The organism is Streptomyces xylophagus (assembly GCF_000716435.1).
GTDB classification, from domain to species: Bacteria; Actinomycetota; Actinomycetes; order Streptomycetales; family Streptomycetaceae; genus Streptomyces; species Streptomyces xylophagus.
The window spans coordinates 235452-252717 of sequence record NZ_JNWO01000011.1; the positions used below are offsets into that span (position 1 = coordinate 235452).

Annotated in this window: 16 protein-coding genes and 1 tRNA gene; 6 read left to right on the top strand and 11 right to left on the bottom strand. The window is 69.9% G+C overall.

What is annotated here, in order from left to right:
• Nucleotides 1-82: 82 nt before the first annotated feature.
• From OO70_RS25875 to OO70_RS25890, 4 genes are read right to left on the bottom strand one after another with little or no spacing between them, the layout of a single operon-like run.
• A complete protein-coding gene (locus OO70_RS25875) occupies nucleotides 83-1054 on the bottom strand; it encodes a MerR family transcriptional regulator (RefSeq protein WP_051741601.1) in 972 nt (323 codons plus the stop codon).
• Nucleotides 1051-1953: a metal-dependent hydrolase gene (locus OO70_RS25880; protein WP_043676173.1), complete on the bottom strand. Its 903-nt coding sequence runs from the start codon at nucleotides 1951-1953 to the stop codon at nucleotides 1051-1053. The genes OO70_RS25875 and OO70_RS25880 overlap by 4 nt, the downstream gene beginning before the upstream one ends.
• Entirely contained in the window at nucleotides 1950-3728 is a 1779-nt protein-coding gene (locus OO70_RS25885) for an SDR family oxidoreductase (protein ID WP_043676174.1), read from the bottom strand. Before OO70_RS25885 ends, OO70_RS25880 begins: the two co-directional genes overlap by 4 nt.
• The gene (locus OO70_RS25890) at nucleotides 3725-4567 is read right to left on the bottom strand and encodes a M24 family metallopeptidase (RefSeq protein ID WP_043676175.1); all 843 of its coding nucleotides are present in this window, start codon (nucleotides 4565-4567) and stop codon (nucleotides 3725-3727) included. The genes OO70_RS25885 and OO70_RS25890 overlap by 4 nt, the downstream gene beginning before the upstream one ends.
• 246 nt (nucleotides 4568-4813) lie before the next feature.
• Here OO70_RS25890 and OO70_RS25895 point away from each other — a divergent pair, with 246 nt between their 5' ends.
• The 6 genes from OO70_RS25895 (at nucleotide 4814) to OO70_RS25920 (ending at nucleotide 9027) form a co-directional block, all read left to right on the top strand.
• Nucleotides 4814-5800 (top strand): ABC transporter ATP-binding protein, encoded by a 987-nt coding sequence (locus tag OO70_RS25895; RefSeq protein ID WP_043676308.1) that lies wholly within the window; start codon nucleotides 4814-4816, stop codon nucleotides 5798-5800.
• The gene (locus OO70_RS25900) at nucleotides 5790-6698 is read left to right on the top strand and encodes a membrane protein (RefSeq protein WP_043676182.1); all 909 of its coding nucleotides are present in this window, start codon (nucleotides 5790-5792) and stop codon (nucleotides 6696-6698) included. The genes OO70_RS25895 and OO70_RS25900 overlap by 11 nt, the downstream gene beginning before the upstream one ends.
• Nucleotides 6695-7606: an ABC transporter ATP-binding protein gene (locus OO70_RS25905; protein ID WP_043676185.1), complete on the top strand. Its 912-nt coding sequence runs from the start codon at nucleotides 6695-6697 to the stop codon at nucleotides 7604-7606. Before OO70_RS25900 ends, OO70_RS25905 begins: the two co-directional genes overlap by 4 nt.
• Before the next feature lie 11 nt (nucleotides 7607-7617).
• Nucleotides 7618-8337, top strand: coding sequence for an ABC transporter permease (locus tag OO70_RS25910; RefSeq protein ID WP_043676188.1), 720 nt, complete (start codon nucleotides 7618-7620; stop codon nucleotides 8335-8337).
• A gap of 100 nt (nucleotides 8338-8437) precedes the next feature.
• Nucleotides 8438-8677 carry an SGM_3592 family protein gene (locus tag OO70_RS25915; protein WP_043676192.1) on the top strand — a complete coding sequence of 80 codons (240 nt, stop codon included), beginning with the start codon at nucleotides 8438-8440 and terminating at the stop codon, nucleotides 8675-8677.
• Between the two features lie 262 nt (nucleotides 8678-8939).
• Nucleotides 8940-9027, top strand: a tRNA-Ser gene (locus OO70_RS25920).
• Nucleotides 9028-9152: 125 nt separating this feature from the next.
• On the opposite strand, the gene OO70_RS25925 is transcribed toward OO70_RS25920, so the two are convergent.
• The 7 genes from OO70_RS25925 to OO70_RS25955 form a co-directional block, all read right to left on the bottom strand.
• Nucleotides 9153-9956 (bottom strand): HAD family hydrolase, encoded by an 804-nt coding sequence (locus OO70_RS25925; protein WP_043676194.1) that lies wholly within the window; start codon nucleotides 9954-9956, stop codon nucleotides 9153-9155.
• Nucleotides 9953-11230 carry a serine--tRNA ligase gene (serS, locus tag OO70_RS25930; protein WP_043676311.1) on the bottom strand — a complete coding sequence of 426 codons (1278 nt, stop codon included), beginning with the start codon at nucleotides 11228-11230 and terminating at the stop codon, nucleotides 9953-9955. The genes OO70_RS25925 and serS overlap by 4 nt, the downstream gene beginning before the upstream one ends.
• A gap of 573 nt (nucleotides 11231-11803) precedes the next feature.
• Nucleotides 11804-12736 (bottom strand): prephenate dehydratase, encoded by a 933-nt coding sequence (pheA, locus tag OO70_RS25935; protein WP_043676196.1) that lies wholly within the window; start codon nucleotides 12734-12736, stop codon nucleotides 11804-11806.
• A gap of 71 nt (nucleotides 12737-12807) precedes the next feature.
• The gene (efeB, locus tag OO70_RS25940) at nucleotides 12808-14106 is read right to left on the bottom strand and encodes an iron uptake transporter deferrochelatase/peroxidase subunit (protein WP_043676198.1); all 1299 of its coding nucleotides are present in this window, start codon (nucleotides 14104-14106) and stop codon (nucleotides 12808-12810) included.
• A gap of 8 nt (nucleotides 14107-14114) precedes the next feature.
• Nucleotides 14115-16079 carry a copper resistance CopC/CopD family protein gene (locus tag OO70_RS25945; RefSeq protein ID WP_043676200.1) on the bottom strand — a complete coding sequence of 655 codons (1965 nt, stop codon included), beginning with the start codon at nucleotides 16077-16079 and terminating at the stop codon, nucleotides 14115-14117.
• Nucleotides 16080-16095: 16 nt separating this feature from the next.
• A complete protein-coding gene (locus OO70_RS25950) occupies nucleotides 16096-16542 on the bottom strand; it encodes a copper chaperone PCu(A)C (protein ID WP_043676202.1) in 447 nt (148 codons plus the stop codon).
• A complete protein-coding gene (locus OO70_RS25955) occupies nucleotides 16539-17189 on the bottom strand; it encodes an SCO family protein (RefSeq protein WP_043676204.1) in 651 nt (216 codons plus the stop codon). Before OO70_RS25955 ends, OO70_RS25950 begins: the two co-directional genes overlap by 4 nt.
• Between the last annotated feature and the right edge of the window lie 77 nt (nucleotides 17190-17266).

Genomic DNA, 17266 nt, shown 5'->3' on the forward strand with positions numbered 1-17266 from the left:
TTTTATCGCCGATGTTTGATCCACAACCAACTGTAGTTATCCACAGGGGAATTGGCGTTTCTGTGGATAACTCCCTGTCATGTCACACCTGTTCTTCAAGATCAGCTGGGGGCCCACTCCTTGGCATGAGCGCATCCAACGCCCTTGCCCGCAGCTCCCGTTCGGCCGCCAGCGCGATGAACTCGGCCGCCCTCGCAGGACCAACCAACCCCTCCACGGCCCGCATTGTCGTCTCGGGCACGGCCACGGAACGTGACGAGGACACGGACCGCGAGGGCTCCGCCGCCCCGAGGTGCCGGCGCAGCGACCGGTTGGCGAACAGACGCATCGCGCGGGCGAGTTCGGCGTCCACGGTCTGCTGCGCGAGGGGACGCAGTCGTCGTACGAGTGAGGCCGCCTCGGTCGCGTCCGCGTCCGTCGGACGGTGCGGTCCGTCGAGGTAGCGGGCGAAGACGTGTTCGGTGGTGAACTCCAGGAAACGGGAGGCGATGTGCTCGACCTGGACCCTCAACTCCCGTAGGTGGGCCGAGATCGCGGACAGCGGGACGCCGGACGCGTGCAACTCGACGGCCACCGCCAGCTCTTGGGGGCTCGGTACCAGGAAGGAGTCGGTGTCTCCGGGGACCGGCTCCAGGACGCCGAGTTCTACGGCTTCGGCGACGGCCGCGTCGTCCGAGCCGCCGCCGAAGCGCTGCTCCAACTCGGCGCGGGAGATCCGGACCGCCTCCTCGTCGGTCCACGGCCCGTCGACCTCGGCGGCCAGCCCGAGCACCCCGCCCAGCCCCCGGCCCGCGTCCCAGGCCTCCAGCAACTCCTTGATGGAGGCCAGGCTGTAGCCGCGGTCGAGGAGGTCGGCGATCTGGCGGAGCCGGGCGAGATGGACGTCGGCGTACACGTTGGCCCGCCCGCGCCGCTCGGGGCGGGGGAGCAGGCCGCGGTCCTGGTAGGCGCGGATCGTCCGGACGGTGGCCCCGCTGAGCTGCGCGAGGTCCTCGATCCGGTAGGCGGCCTCGCCGGGACGGGAGGTGGTGCCCACCCCGGACCCGGAACTCATGCCGCCCCCGCCCGCGCCGCCGGTGACCTCCTCAGGTACTCCACCGCCCTGCTCAACGATCCCTCCCGCGACGGATGGTAGGAGCGCCGCAGATAGCGCGGGACGGCCGCGCCGAGCGACCGCCAGGTGGGCAACAGACCTTTCCGTACGGCCTTGTTGTGCTCGGAGAGCGAGTAGCGGACGCGTCCGGCGAGTTGCGGGTCGTGGCGGATCAGGTGGGCCGTGCCCCAGGCCCACAGGTAGAGCATCATGGGCGCGGTGACCGCCATGCCGGCGATACGGCGGGTGTACCGGGGGAGTCCGCGGCCTCCGCAGTGCTGGAACATGTCGAAGGCCACCGCGCGGTGTTCGACCTCCTCGGCGCCGTGCCAGCGCAGCAGGTCGAGCATGATCTCGTCGGCGCCGGCCCGGTCGAGGCCCTCGGCGGCCAGGATCCAGTCGCCCAGCACCGCCGTGAACTGCTCGATCGCCGCGACGACCGCCAGCCGGAAGCGCAGCCACTCGCGCTCCGGCACCGGCGCGCCGAGCGGCGGGCGTTCGCCGAGCAGCCGTTCGAAGAGGAAGTCGACGTACTTCGTGAAGTCGGCGGTGTCGAGCCGCTGGGCCGCCAGATGGTCCAGCACGTGCGCGTGCTGCACGCTGTGCGTGGCCTCCTGGCCCATGAACCCCTTGACGTCCGCGAGGAGTTGGGGGTCCCTGACCAGTGGCAGGCCCTCCTTGAGGACCTTCACGAACCACCGCTCCCCCGCCGGCAGCAGCAGATGCAGCACGTTGATGACATGGGTGGCGGTCGGCTCGCCCGGAATCCAGTGCAGAGGGGTGCGCGACCAGTCGAAGGAGACCCGGCGGGGCGCGATCGCGTGGTGCTCGCTCACGTCGTGCTCGTGCGCGGCGGTCACAGCGGCGGCTCCACACGGGCCATCGCCCGCAACGCGCGCGGGGCGAACCGGGACAGCAGATGGGCGCCGCGCGCCTCCGGGGTGACGGGCACGACTGCCTCGTTGCGGACGACCGCCCGCAGGATGGCGTCGGCGACCTTCTCCGGCGGGTAGTTCCGCAGCCCGTACAGCCGCGCCGACCTCTTCTGGCGCCGCTTCTCCTCGTCGGCGTCGACCCCGGCGAAGTGCGCGGTCGAGGTGATGTTGGTGTTGACGAGGCCCGGGCATATCGCCGAGACGCCGATCCCCTGCCCGGACAACTCCGCGCGCAGGCACTCGCTGAGCATCAGCACGGCCGCCTTGGAGGTGCTGTAGGCGGGCAGCACCTTGGAGGGCTGGAACGCCGCCGCCGACGCCGTGTTGACGATGTGGCCGCCCTGGCCGCGCTCGGCCATCTGCTTCCCGAAGAGCCGGCACCCGTGGATCACGCCCCACAGGTTGACGTCCAGGACCTTCTTCCAGTCCTCCGGGGTGGTGTCGAAGAAGGAACCGGAGAGTCCGATTCCGGCGTTGTTCACCAGGACGTCCACCACCCCGTACTCCCCGGCGACCTTCTCGGCGAGCTTCTCCATGGCCTGCTCGTCGGAGACGTCGACGGTCTCCGCCCAGGCCTCGGGGGCACCGATCAGCCGCGCCAACTCGGCCGTGCGGGCGGCACTTTCCGCGTCCCGGTCGACGGCCACCACGCGCGCGCCCGCCTCGGCGAACGCGAACGCCGTGGCCCGCCCGATGCCGCTGCCCGCGCCGGTGACCAGCACCAGTTGGCCGCCGAACCGCTCGGCGTACTTGCCCGTCCCCGTGGCCGTCACCGGACCTCCTTCGCCGGCGGGCACCGCACCTCCTTCGTTGGCGGCCACGAACTCCGTGATCCAGGAAGCCAGTTGATCGGGCCGCGTGCGTGGGATCCAGTGCTTGGCGGGCAGCGTGCGGCGCACCAGCCCCGGCGCCCACAGCTCCAGGTCGTCGTAGAGCCGCTCGGAGAGAAACGCGTCCCCCAGGGGCGTGACGAGCTGCACGGGCGCGTGCGCGTAGGCGTCCGGGCGCGGCCTGCGCAGCCTCGCCCGGACGTTGTCCCGGTACAGCCAGGCGCCGTGGGCCGCGTCCGTGGGCAGGGAGGAGGTCGGGTAGTCACCCCGGGGGACCTTCTCGGCGCGTTCCAGGATCTTCGGCCAGCGTTTGCCCAGGGGGCCGCGCCAGGCGAGTTCGGGCAGCACGGGCGTGTGCAGCAGGTACACGTACCAGGACTTGGCGCCCTGGCCGAGGAGTTGGCCGACGCGGCGCGGGGTGGGCCGGGTCAGGCGCTTGTTGATCCAGTGCCCGAAGTGGTCGAGGGACGGCCCGGACATCGACGTGAAGGAGGCGATACGGCCCTCCGTGCGCCCGACGGTGACGAACTCCCAGGACTGCACCGAGCCCCAGTCGTGCCCCACCAGGTGCACCGGCCGGTCCGGGCTGACCGCGTCCGCGACCGCCAGGAAGTCGTCCGTCAGCTTCTCCAGGGTGAACCCGCCCCGCAACGGCTGCGGGGCCGTGGACCTGCCGTGGCCCCGGACGTCGTAGAGCACCACATGGAAGCGATCGGCGAGGCGGCCGGCCACCTCGGACCACACCTCCTTGCTGTCCGGGTAGCCGTGCACCAGGACGACCGTGGGGTTCGACGTGTCCCCCAACTCGGCCACGCACAGCTCGACTCCGCCGGTCCGCACCCGGCGCTCCCGCGCACCCTCAAGCGTCACTTGTCCTCCGCCCAGCGCCGCACGTGCGGCAGATCGTCGTCCAGCCAGAAGGCGCTCTGTTCGGGGTCCTTGGAGTCGGTGACGACCAGGATCTCCTCGAACTTGGCGCCCGTGCCCCGGAATCCGAGATGCGGTTCGACCGCCCACAGGCCCGGGTGCGGCGGATGGTCGGAGAAGCGGTACGGCGACCACAGCGGGGACCAGCCGTCCCGGTGGCCGTGCAGCGCGTCGCTCGCGAGGCCCTTCAGGGCCTGGGTGCCGAACCCGAACAGCCGCGGGGACCAAGGGCGTTCGGCGACCCGGTCGACCTTGTGCGCGATCACGCCGAAGGGGTACGCGCGGTGCCGGTTGGCGTAGCCCTGGCGGACCATGAGGCGGTCCACGTCCTCGTAGATCTCGCGCAGCGGGCGCCGCTCGCGCACCTCGCGCAGGAGCAGCTCGCGATGCGCCTCCAGGTCGGCCATCAGCCTGTCCTGCACCGGGTTCGCCCCCAGGGAGCCCGAATACCCGATGTCGGCCGTGAAGCCCTTGTACACCGGGGCCATGTCCAGGATGAACGGCATCCCGGGCTCCAGCCGGCGGCCCGTGGGGAAGAACTGCAGCGGCACCCGGAAGTTCGTGAACGCCGTGCGGTCGCCGAACCAGGCGAAGGGCAGATGGAACCAGTCCCGCACTCCCCGCGCGCGCAGCCACGACCGCTGCATCCGCGCCGCGTCGCGCTCGGTCACCCCGGGCTCCAGCCGGGCCGCGACGGCCTCGGCGCACTCGTACGCCAGCCGCTGGACCTCTCTGAACCCCCGCAGTTCCGCGGAGAGTTCGCGTGTCACCGCCGTAGTCATGCCACCGCCCCACCTGTCCACATTGACTGCGGTACGTGCTCGTAACTTGACACTGGTGAATGTGACAGTTGTTAGAGGCTGCGTCAATAGCCTTGATCTCTACCTGTGGATAAGTGCGTGGGCCGGTCGCGTAGCCCTCAAGTAGGGGCATCCCCTACGGGCCCGTACGTCTGGAGTCTGACGCGAGGACAGCTCTGCGGGGTGACGACCGCAGTGGTCCGCGTCACTACCTTCGTAGACGTGACTGTGATCGCGACCGAAAGCCTGAGCAAGCGGTTCCCCAGGGTGACCGCGCTTGACCGGCTCTCCGTGGACGTCGGCCCCGGTGTGACGGGGCTCGTCGGTGCCAACGGAGCCGGCAAGTCGACCTTGATCAAGATCCTGCTGGGTCTGTCCCCCGCCTCCGAGGGCCGAGCCGAAGTGCTCGGACTCGATGTCGCCACCAAGGGTGCCGACATCCGCGAGCGCGTCGGGTACATGCCGGAGCACGACTGTCTGCCGCCCGACGTCTCGGCCACCGAGTTCGTCGTCCACATGGCGCGCATGTCCGGCCTGCCGCCCACCGCGGCACGCGAGCGCACCGCGGACACGCTGCGCCATGTCGGTCTGTACGAGGAGCGCTACCGCCCCATCGGCGGCTACTCGACGGGCATGAAGCAGCGCGTCAAGCTCGCGCAGGCCCTCGTCCACGACCCGCAGCTGGTCTTCCTGGACGAGCCGACCAACGGCCTCGACCCGGTCGGCCGCGACGAGATGCTCGGCCTGATCCGCCGTATCTACACGGACTTCGGCATCTCGGTGCTGGTGACCTCGCACCTGCTGGGCGAGCTGGAGCGCACCTGCGACCACGTGATCGTGGTCGACGGCGGCAAGCTCCTGCGCTCCAGCTCCACCACGGACTTCACCCAGACCACGACGACCCTCGCCATCGAGGTCACCGACACCGACGAGCACCCGGACGGCACCCGCGCGGTGCGCGAGGCGCTCCACGCGCGCGGGGTGGACACCCACGACAGCAGCGGCCTGCCCGGCGCGGGCCACGTCCTGCTCCTGACCGCCACGGGAGATGAGACGTACGACCTGATCCGCGACGTGATCGCGGACCTCGGCCTCGGACTGGTGCGCATGGAGCAGCGCAGGCACCACATCTCCGAGGTCTTCACCGACACCGGCGCCGACACGGGCACTGACAACGACGCAGAGCGGAAGGAGGCCGTAGGCCATGGCAATTGACCAGCCCCTGGTCCCCCAGCCGGGCGACCAGACCCGCATCCACAACATCGGCTACCGCAACTACAACGGCCCCCGCCTGGGCCGCGCCTACGCCCGCCGCTCCCTCTACTCGCAGTCCCTGCGCGGCGCCTACGGCCTCGGCCGCTCGGTGAAGTCCAAGGTGCTGCCGATGCTGCTGTTCGTGGTCATGTGCGTGCCCGCGGCCATCATGGTGGCCGTCGCGGTCGCCACGAAGGCCAAGGACCTGCCCGTCGACTACACGCGCTACGCGATCATCATGCAGGCCGTCATCAGCCTCTACGTCGCCTCGCAGGCACCCCAGTCCGTCTCGCGCGACCTGCGCTTCAAGACCGTACCGCTGTACTTCTCGCGGCCGATCGAGACCGCCGACTACGTAAGGGCCAAGTTCGCGGCCCTCGCCTCGGCCATGTTCATCCTGACCGCCGCCCCGCTGATCGTGCTCTACGTAGGAGCGTTGCTCGCGAAGCTCGACTTCGCCGACCAGACCAAGGGCTTCGCCCAGGGACTCGTCTCCGTGACCCTCCTCTCCCTGCTCTTCGCCGGCATCGGCCTGGTCATCGCGGCGGTCACCCCGCGCCGCGGCTTCGGCATCGCCGCCGTCATCGCCGTACTGACCATCTCCTACGGCGCCGTCTCCACCCTCCAGGCGATCGCCGACGCGCAGAACGCCACGAACGCCATCCCCTGGATCGGCCTCTTCTCGCCCGTCACGCTCATCGACGGGCTGCAGTCGGCCTTCCTGGGCGCGACGTCGGCGTTCCCCGGAGGCGTCGGCCCCAGCCACGCGGAAGGCGTCGTCTACGTCCTCGCCGTCCTGGGCCTCATCGCCGCGACCTACGGCCTCCTGATCCGCCGCTACCGGAAGGTGGGCCTGTGACCACGCTCTCCATCGACCACGTCTCCCGCTGGTTCGGCAACGTGGTCGCTGTCAACGACATCACGATGAACGTCGGCCCCGGCGTCACCGGACTCCTCGGCCCGAACGGCGCCGGAAAGTCCACCCTCATCAACATGATGGGCGGCTTCCTCGCCCCCTCCACCGGCACCGTCACCCTCGACGGCCAGCAGGTGTGGCGCAACGAGCAGATCTACAAGCACATCGGGATCGTCCCCGAGCGCGAGGCGATGTACGACTTCCTCACGGGACGCGAATTCGTCGTCGCCAACGCCGAGTTGCACGGCCTCGGCGCCAAGGCCGCCCAGAAGGCCCTGGCCACGGTCGAGATGGAGTACGCGCAGGACCGCAAGATCTCCACGTACTCCAAGGGCATGCGCCAGCGCGTGAAGATGGCGTCGGCCCTGGTCCACGACCCCTCGCTCCTGCTCCTCGACGAGCCCTTCAACGGCATGGACCCGCGCCAGCGCATGCAACTCATGGACCTGCTGCGGCGGATGGGCGACGAGGGCCGCACGGTGCTGTTCTCGTCCCACATCCTCGAAGAGGTCGAGCAGCTCGCCTGGCACATCGAGGTCGTCGTCGCCGGACGGCACGCGGCCAGCGGCGACTTCCGCAAGATCCGCCGCCTGATGACCGACCGCCCGCACCGCTATCTGGTCCGCTCCAGCGACGACCGCGCCCTCGCGGCCGCGCTGATCGCCGACCCGTCGACGTCCGGCATCGAGGTCGACCTGGCCGAGGGCGCGCTGCGCATCCAGGCCGTCGACTTCGGCCGGTTCACGGCCCTGCTGCCCCGGGTGGCCAAGGACCACGGCATCCGGCTGCTCACGGTCTCGCCGTCCGACGAGTCCCTCGAGTCCGTCTTCTCGTATCTCGTCGCGGCGTAGGAGGCCAAGAGATGTACGACCCCACAGTCGCCCGACTCACCTACCGGGCCCTGCTCGGCCGGCGCCGGGCCCTCATCCTGGGCGCCCTGCCCTTCCTGCTGATCGCGATCTCCGTGGTGGTACGGGGCCTCGCCGGCGCCGACGACCAGACCGCGGTGGACGTCCTGGGCGGGCTCGGTCTCGCCACGATGGTGCCGATCATCGGCGTCATCGCGGGCACCGGCGCGATCGGACCGGAGATCGACGACGGCTCGGTGGTGTACCTGCTGTCCAAGCCGCTGAAGCGGCCCACGATCATCTTCACCAAGCTGATCGTGGCGGTCGCGGTCACCATGGTGTTCTCGGCGGTCCCCATGCTGATCTCCGGACTCATCCTCAACGGCAACGGCCAACAGATCGCCGTCGCCTACACGGTGGCCGCCCTGGTCGCCTCCATCGCCTACGCGGCACTCTTCCTGCTGCTCGGCACGGTGTCCCGGCACGCGGTGGTCTTCGGACTCGTCTACGCCCTCGTCTGGGAGGCACTGTTCGGCTCCCTGGTCGCCGGCGCCCGCACGCTGAGCGTCCAGCAGTGGTCCCTGGCCGTCGCCCACAAGGTGGCCGGCGGCGACTTGGTGACCTCGGACGTCGGACTGACCACGGCGACGGTGTTCCTGGTCGCGGTCACGGTGGGAGCGACCTGGTACGCCGGACAGAAGCTGCGCTCGCTGAAGCTCGTCGGCGAGGAATGACCGGGCCTGCTGCGGAAATGACAGGTCCTGATCTTGACGGGGGCTTCATCTCTGTCCGGGCACACTGGGCAAACGGGACGCACGGCTAGGAGGAACGGGGATGGCTGGAGAGGCAACGTACGGCGGCGGTCAGGCCGAGCCGGGGGACGGCTGGGACAAGTTGGTCCTGGACGACGACTTCATACGGTCCGCCGAGACGGCCGAGCCGTCCGCCCGCGCCCGGATGCTCGCGGCCCGCTGGCGCAACGAGTCGCCCGAGCCGCAGCCCTGGCGCTCGGACGAACCGCCCGCGGGTTGGTTCTTCAGCAAGGCACGTCGGCGCAGGTGGCGTCTGCGTTAGCCGTCACGCGGCTGCCCTTTTATTCGGTGGCGTCCAACTCGGCGTACAGGCACAGTTGTTGTGTCGACGCCGGATCAGCCGGCGCCACCGACTGGGAGAGGAGCTGGACGATGTCGATGCACGACAGTACGTCCGACTCCCTTCAGGGCAGCCCGCGGCGGTCTCCGGAGTAGTTACCCCTCCGTCGAGCCGCCCACCACGGGGAGCTGCCCGGGGCGGCCGCTTCGAGCACGCGACTCATTCTCGCGTGGGCCGCCCTCCCGGAGGATTGGCCGAGTGGTAAGGCACGGGCTTGCTAAGCCCAGGTCGGGCCTGGAAAGCCCGCGCACGTTCGATTCGTGCATCCTCCGCAAGACACCAGCAATCTGACCCAGGGCACCTGGTCCCACCTAAAGGGGCGCGGGGCTGTGACACTGTGCGGCTCCGCCGCGTGGGCGCGACCAGCCCCCACCGGACCCGCAGCCATACGACGACCTCAGCCCAACAGTCGCTCCAACACCACCGCGATCCCGTCCTCCTCATTCGAAGACGTCACCTCATCCGCCACAGCCTTGAGCTCCTCATGCGCGTTGGCCATAGCCACGCCGTGAGACGCCCACCCGAACATCGCGATGTCATTGGGCATATCGCCGAAGGCAACCGTGTCGGCGGCCTTCAGGCCCAGACGGCGGGCGGCCAACGACAGACCGGTCGCCTTCGTGAGGCCGAGCGGAAGCAGTTCGACGATGCCCTCGCCGGCCAGCGCGACCGAGACGAAACCGCCCGCGGCCACCCGCGCCGCCTCGGCGAGCTGATCGTCCGTGAGAGTCGGGTGCTGGATGTAGATCTTGTTCAGCGGCGCCGCCCACAGCTCGGACACGTCCGTGAGCGGGGTCGACGGCAGCGAGCCCGTCACCGCGTACCCGTCGCCGACCAGCACATCGCCGTCCAGGCCGTCCCGGCTCGCCGCCAGGAACAGCGGGCCGACCTCCGCCTCGATCTTGGCGAGTGCCACCCCGGCCAGTTGACGGTCCAGGGTGACCGAGGTCAGCAAGCGGTGCGCCCCGGCGTCGTAGACCTGAGCACCCTGGCCGCAGACCGCGAGGCCCGCGTAGCCGAGGTCGTCGAGGATGTGGCGGGTCCAGGGGACCGCGCGGCCGGTCACCACGATGTGCGCGGCACCGGCCTCCGTGGCCGCCGCGAGGGCGGCACGGGTGCGCGGCGAGACCGACTCGTCGGAGCGCAGAAGCGTTCCGTCGAGGTCGGTCGCGATCAGCTTGTACGGGAAGCCGGTGCTCACTTGGCGACCGGCGTCAGGACCTCACGGCCGCCGAGGTACGGGCGCAGTACCTCAGGCACACGCACGGAACCGTCCGCCAGCTGGTGGTTCTCCAGGATCGCCACGATCGTGCGGGGTACGGCGCACAGCGTGCCGTTCAGCGTCGCCAGCGGCTGGACCTTCTTGTCGTCGCGCAGGCGGACGGAGAGCCGGCGGGCCTGGAAGCTGTCGCAGTTGGAGGCCGAGGTCAGCTCGCGGTACTTGCCCTGGGTCGGGATCCACGCCTCGCAGTCGAACTTGCGGGACGCCGACGCGCCGAGGTCGCCGGAGGCCACGTCGATGACCTGGAAGGGGAGTTCGAGGGCGGTGAGCCACTGCTTCTCCCAGTCCAGGAGCCGCTGGTGCTCGTTCTCCGCGTCCTCGGGGAGGACGTACGAGAACATCTCGACCTTGTCGAACTGGTGCACGCGGAAGATGCCGCGCGTGTCCTTGCCGTAGGTGCCCGCCTCGCGGCGGAAGCACGGGGAGAAGCCCGCGTAGCGCAGCGGGAGCTTGTCGGCGTCGAGGATCTCGTCCATGTGGTACGCGGCGAGGGGGACCTCGGAGGTGCCGACGAGGTAGAAGTCGTCCTTCTCCAGGTGGTACACGTTCTCCGCGGCCTGGCCGAGGAAGCCGGTGCCCTCCATGGCGCGCGGGCGGACCAGCGCCGGGGTCAGCATCGGGATGAAGCCGGCCTCCGTGGCCTGCGCGATCGCCGCGTTGACGAGCGCCAGCTCCAGCAGGGCGCCGACGCCGGTGAGGTAGTAGAAGCGCGAGCCGGACACCTTGGCGCCGCGCTCGACGTCGATGGCGCCGAGCGCCTCGCCGAGTTCCAGGTGGTCCTTGGGCTCGAAGCCCTCGGCGCCGAAGTCGCGGATCGTGCCGTGCGTCTCGAGGACGACGAAGTCCTCCTCGCCGCCCACGGGCACATCGGGGTGCACGAGGTTGCCGAGCTGGAGCGCGAGGCGCTTGGTCTCCTCGTCCGCCTCGTGCTGCTCGGCGTCGGCCGCCTTGACGTCGGCGGCGAGCTGGCCCGTCTTCTTGAGCAGCTCGGCCTTCTCGTCGCCGGAGGCCTTGGGGATGAGCTTGCCGAGCGCCTTCTGCTCGGAGCGCAGCTCGTCGAAGCGGACGCCGGACGACCTGCGCCGCTCGTCGGCGGACAGGAGAGCGTCGACGAGCGCGACGTCCTCTCCACGGGCGCGCTGGGACGCGCGCACACGGTCGGGGTCCTCACGGAGCAGGCGAAGGTCAATCACGCGGACCAGGCTACCGGTGCCGAGTTCCGGCTCACGACTCAGCATTCCGAACTGCGTCTTACATCCAGTTATGCGGCAATTGCGCAGAGTGTCGGCACATGTCGACGCGGGTCAATAAAAACGCGTCCCATTCCCTGGAACGGGGCAGGCGCGGGGCGGCCGGTTGACCCGAATCCCTTGTGGGAAACGGGACTTGAGGTCGCGGTTGTCCACAGGAATCCACCTCCCGGAAAAGTTATCCACAGGGTGTGTGGAAGATCTGTGGATGCCGGAAGTGATCATTCCGAAAGGGGTCCTTGAGTCGAGGAATTCCCGACCCAAACGTCCCTCACACCCACTTTCGGGTGGAATTGCGTCGCTCCATAGGATTGCCCGAAGGAAACGGGTGGACGAAGAGTGACCTACGCGCCGGTGCCCACCCCTGTGGGCTGTAGGGCGATTTGTCGACAGAGTCGTGCTCCACTGTCGACTTGTCCCCAGGTCGAGAAGTGCGCCTGTGGATAACTTCTGTGGATAACGAAGATACGCAGGTACTACCGGCGCACTGCCCGTGCACCACCGGCCCACTGCGGGTCAGAAACGGCCGTCCTGGCAGTGCGCGACCCAGTCGGCCGCCGCGAGGAACTCCTCGTCCGAGGTCCCCGGGAACAGCGGCCGCACCCCGTCCACGCCGACGTCCGCGCGCGGGTACGAACCGAGGAAGCGCACCTGGAGACAGATCCGCTTGAGCCCGGTCAGGGCCTCGGCCACCCGGCGGTCGGAGATGTGCCCCTCGGCGTCGATGCAGAAGCAGTAGTTGCCGATGCCGGCGCCGGTCGGGCGGGACTGCAGCAGCATGAGGTTGATGCCCCGGGTGGCGAACTCGCCCAGCAGGTCGCGCAGACCGCCGGGGTGGTCGTCCCGCTGCCAGATCACGACCGACGTCTTGTCCGCGCCGGTCGGGGCCGCGGGACGGGCGGGCCTGCCCACCAGCACGAACCGGGTCTGCGCGTTCTCCGCGTCGTGGATCTCGGTCTCCAGGGCCTCGAGACCGTACCGGGCGGCGGCGAACTCACCGGCGAAGGCGGCGTCGTAGCGGCCCTCCTGGACCAGGCGGGCGGCGTCCGCGTTCGAGGCCGCCGACTCCCACAGGGCGTCCGGGATGTTCGCCTTCATCCAGTTGCGGACCTGCGGCTGGGCGGCGGGGTGCGCGGAGACCGTCTTGATGTCGGAGATCTTCGTGCCGGGCCTGACCAGCAGCGCGAAGGTGATCGACAGCAGCACCTCGCGGTAGATCATCAGCGGCGCACCCGCGACCAGCTCGTCCAGGGTGGTGGTGATGCCGCCCTCGACGGAGTTCTCGATCGGCACGAACGCGGCCTCGGCCTCACCGGTGCGCACCGCGTCCAGCGCGGACTGCACCGACACGTACGGGATCAGCTCCCGGGTGGCCGCCTCGGGAAGCGTGCGCAGGGCGACTTCGGTGAAGGTGCCCTCAGGGCCGAGATACGCATAGCTGGCTGGCATGACTTCACCCTAATGGGCCTTGCGAAACCCGGTGCACCCTTCTCGACCCGGCCACCCCAACGGGCGACGACTCACCCCTCCAGCAGCCGCTGCCCCACGTACTCGCCCTCCGCCGCCCCGCCCGGCACCGCGAACAGGCCGCTCGCCTCGTGCCGGATGTATGTCGACAGGGCGTCGCCGCGGTCGAGTTTCCGCTGCACGGTGACGAAGCCGCGCAGCGGGTCCGCCTGCCAGCAGACGAACAGGAGCCCGGCGTCCGGGGTGCCGTCGGCGGCGATGCCGTCGTGGTACGAGAAGGGGCGGCGGAGCATCGCCGCGCCGCCGTTCTGGTCGGGGCGGGCGATCCGGGCGTGCGCGTTGATGGGGACGACCAGGGCGCCCTTCGCGTCGGTCTTCTCCAGGTCCATCGCGGTCGTCTCGGCGCCCCCGGAGAGCGCCGCCCCGTTGGACTTGCGGCGCCCGATGACGTTCTCCTGGGCGCCGACCGAGAGCTTCTCCCAGTCGTCGAGGAGCATGCGGATACGGCGTACGACGGCGTAGGAGCCGTTCGCCATCCAGGCCGGGTCGGTCGAACCGGACGCCGGCACGAAGATCCGCTTGTCGAAGGTGGACTCGGTCGGCTTGGGGTTGCGGGTGCCGTCGAGCTGGCCCATGAGGTTGCGGGCCGTCATGGTGTGGGCCGTGGCGCCCGGCGTCCGGTTGAAGCCGTTCATCTGCCAGCGGACCTTGGCCGCGCTGCCCGCGTCCTTCTGGATCGTGCGCAGGGCGTGGAAGGCGACCAGCGCGTCGTTGGCACCGATCTGCACCCACAGGTCGCCGTTGCTGCGGGACTTGTCGAGTTGGTCGGAGGAGAAGTCGGGCAGCGGGTCGAGGGAGACGGGCCGCTGCTTCTCCAGTCCCGTACGGGAGAAGAAGGAGTTGCCGAAGCCGAAGGTGATCGTCAGCGACGAGGGCCCCGCGTCCCGGGCGACATCCGTGTCCTCCTGCGCCGCCGCCTCGCCCGCCATCAGCCGCTGCGCGGTCGTCGACCAGCGGCGCAGCAGGGCCGCCGCCTCCTTGCGGCTCGCGCCCGCCGCGAGGTCGAAGGCGACGAGGTGACCGCGTGCCTGGAGGCCCTCGGTGATGCCGGGCTGATGTTTCCCGTGAAACATTGCCATGTCCTCGCCCAGCGAGGTGAGCGGTGTGGCCCCGGCCGGCGCGGCCGCGTACCCCACGGCCCCGCCCGCCGCACCGAGCACAAGCCCGGTGGCACCGGCCGTACCGAGGAGTCGTCGGCGGGAAATGCCCTCCCCTGGGGAGGCGTTTTCGGAAACGGTCTCCCCAGGAGGTGCCTCTGCGCTGCGGGCCTCGGGAAGGGACTGGTCAGGCATGGCGTGGTTCAGCCGATCTGCGCGTTCTTGTCGACGGTCGTCTGGTCGATGTCGGAGGTTCGCACGGTCACCGAGATCTTCCAGTCGCCCGCCATGGGGATCTGGATTCCGTTCGCGGCCCAGTGCCCGGTGGCGATGCGGTCGGGCGTCACGGGCAGCGGGCCGATCTTCTTGGCGGCGAGGGTGAAGGCGACCTTCACCTCGGGGACGTCGAAGGCCCGGCCGTTGGGCCGCTGCACATAGACGTGCATCTCGTTGCCGCCGACCCGCGCGGGGTCGAGGTCGAGCCGGATGACGCCCTTGCCGTCCTTGCCGCCGGTGTCGAACGACATGTCCAGGGTCAGGGCGCCGGCGGACGATGAAGAGGAGGACGAGGACGATGCCTTGGCCGCCTTGGCGTCCTCCTCGGTGCGGCCCGGTTCGGTGGTCGTCAGGGCCGTGGTGACCGCGAGGACGACGATGGCGACGGCGGCCTCGGCGAGAACCGAGCGGCGCAGACCGAAGCGGTTCGGGTCGGCGTCGCGGAGCCGCTTCTGCCGGGTGGTGTCCACGGCGGCCTGCTGGCGGGCGAGTTGGGCCGCGCGCTTGGAGTCACCGGATGTGGCGGACGGGGTCGCATTCGCATCGGCCTTGGCGGACGAGCCGCCGGTCTTGGCGGACGCCGTCACGTGCTCCTTCTCCGGCTCGCGTTCCTCGGTCGCCGCTGTTTCCTCGGCGACCGTCTCGACCGCGTCCGTGGCGGTGTCCGCCAGTCGGCTTGTCCAGCGCCGGGAGATCGACGCGATGCCGACGAGCAGCGCCACCAGCCCGATCTTCACGAGCAGCAGCTGCCCGTACCCGGTGTCGGTGAACGCGGACCAGGAGCCGAGCTGGCGCCAGGACTGGTAGATCCCGGTCGCGACCAGCGCGAGGACACTGCCGAACGCGAGGCGCGAGAAGCGCTGTACGGCCGCCCGCTCGACCGGGTTGTCGGACGGCGCCCGGTAGAGCGCGACGAGAAGGGCGGCGAGTCCGCCGAGCCAGGCCGCGACGGCCAGCAGGTGGACGACGTCGACGGGCATCGCGATGCCGGGCTGCAGCCCGGTCGAGGCGTGCTCGGACAGTGCCCAGCTCGCGGCGAGCCCGGCGGCCACCACACTGCCGCCGATCGCGAGACCGAAGGTCAGGTCCCGCTTCTCCTCGTCCTCCCGCTTGTCGTACGCCCCGAAGAGGACGGCGATGAACAGCGCGGCGGCGGCGAGCAGCAGCAGCCGGGAGACGAGCGAGGCGCCCGTCTTGGTCTGGAGGACCTGCCCGAGGAGGTTCAGGTCGAAGATGTCGCCGACCTTCCCGGAGGTCGTGTACGAGCCGCGCAGGAGCAGCAGCCAGAGAGTCGCCGCGGTGAGCGAGACCCACCCGGAGACGACCAGCCGCTGCAGGGCGCGCACTCCGGCGCCGCGCTGCCAGCAGGCCAGGACGAAGGCGGCGCCGCCGACCATGACGATGAAGCCGGCGTACGACATGTAGCGCCCGAAGCCGTACAGCCCGCCCACGAGCCCGCCGCCGACGTCCTGTTCGGCCGAAGCGGAGACGGTGGTCTTCGAGGGGGAGCCGATCGAGAAGGTGAAGGCGCCGCCGACGGGGTGGCTGTCCGCCGACACGACCTGCCAGGCCACGGTGTACGTGCCGTCGGGCAGCCCGCTGCGGATCTGCACGGCGTACGTCGTGCCGCTGATGTTGGACGGTTTGCCGACGTCGACGCGCTTGCCCTTCGGGTTGAGGACGCGCAGCGAGTCGTCGTTCGTCGCGACCTTCTCGGAGAAGGTGAGCGAGACCTGCGTCGGAGCCTTGTTGACCACCACCCCCGAAGAGGGGTCGCTGCCGGTCAGGGCGGCGTGCGCGGAGGCCGTCCCGGCACCCGCGAACAGCATGCCGACGACGGCCAGGAGCAGCAGCACCAGCGTGCGGACTCGGGGGGTGATGGTCGTCTTCAAGGTGGGGGTCCCTCCCTCAGTGCCCGGTCGTGGGGTTGTACGTCGCCGACTTCACGGGCATCTCAACCGTGAGGGGGCCGGACTTGGCAAAGTGCAGCTTCACGGTCACGCGGTCGCCCTGCTTCAGCGTGTGCTTCAGCTTGTCGAACATCAGGTGGTTGCCCCCGCTCTTGAACACGAGTTGACCGTGTGCGGGCACATCGAGGGACTTCACCTCCTCCATCGCCTGGCCGACCGTCTCGTGCACGGAGACGGGGCCGAGGTCGCTGGTGACGGAGGTCAGCTCGTCCTTCGCGCCGCCCTTGTTGGCGATGTCCAGGAAGCCCGCCGCCATGTCCGAGACCGGCTGGGGAATGTAGGCGGAGCTCGCGGAGAGTTCGGCCTTCGCGTCGTCCGAGCCGCCGCAGCCGGTGAGGACCAGCGTTCCGGTCAGCACCGCGACGGGCCCGGCGAACCGCCTCACGGAGTCGCCCCCTTGATGATCTTGGGGAGGTCCTTGGTGTAGTCGTCGACGGTGGTGTCCTGGCCGTAGAGCAGGTAACCGCCGTTGGTCTTCGGGGAGAACGCGACGACCTGGGTGCCGTGGACGGAGACGAGCTTGCCGTTCTTGTCCTTCGAGGTCGGCTCGATGGAGATGCCCAGGGTGCGGGCGCCGGCCTGGATGGTGGCGAAGTCGCCGGTCAGGCCCACGAACTGGGTGTCGATGCCCTTGAGCCACTTGCCGAGCTCCGGCGCGGTGTCCCGGGCCGGGTCGGTGGTGACGAACACGACGAGCAGCTTGTCCTGCTCGGCCTTGGGCAGCGACTTCTTGGCGACCGCGATGTTGTTCATCGTCAGCGGGCAGATGTCGGGGCAGTGGGTGTAGCCGAAGTAGATCAGCGTCGGCCGGTTCTTGGTCTCCGCCCGGAAGTCGTACTTCTTGCCGTGCGTGTCCGTGAGGACCAGGTCCGGCTTCGTGAACGGGGTGTCGAGCACGGTGGCGGCCTGCGTCGCGGTGTCCTCGGAGACTATGGCGACGGGGCTCTTGCCGTCGTCGCCGCTGCCGCAGGCGGAGAGCGTCAGGGTGGCGGCGGCGAGCAGCGCGGCCGCCGCGAACGTCTTCTTGCGCATAGAGAAATGTCCCAGTTGTGAGAGCTCCGGCGCGCACCGGGGTCGTACGCAAGAGTCGCACGGACCCCTGTGCGCAC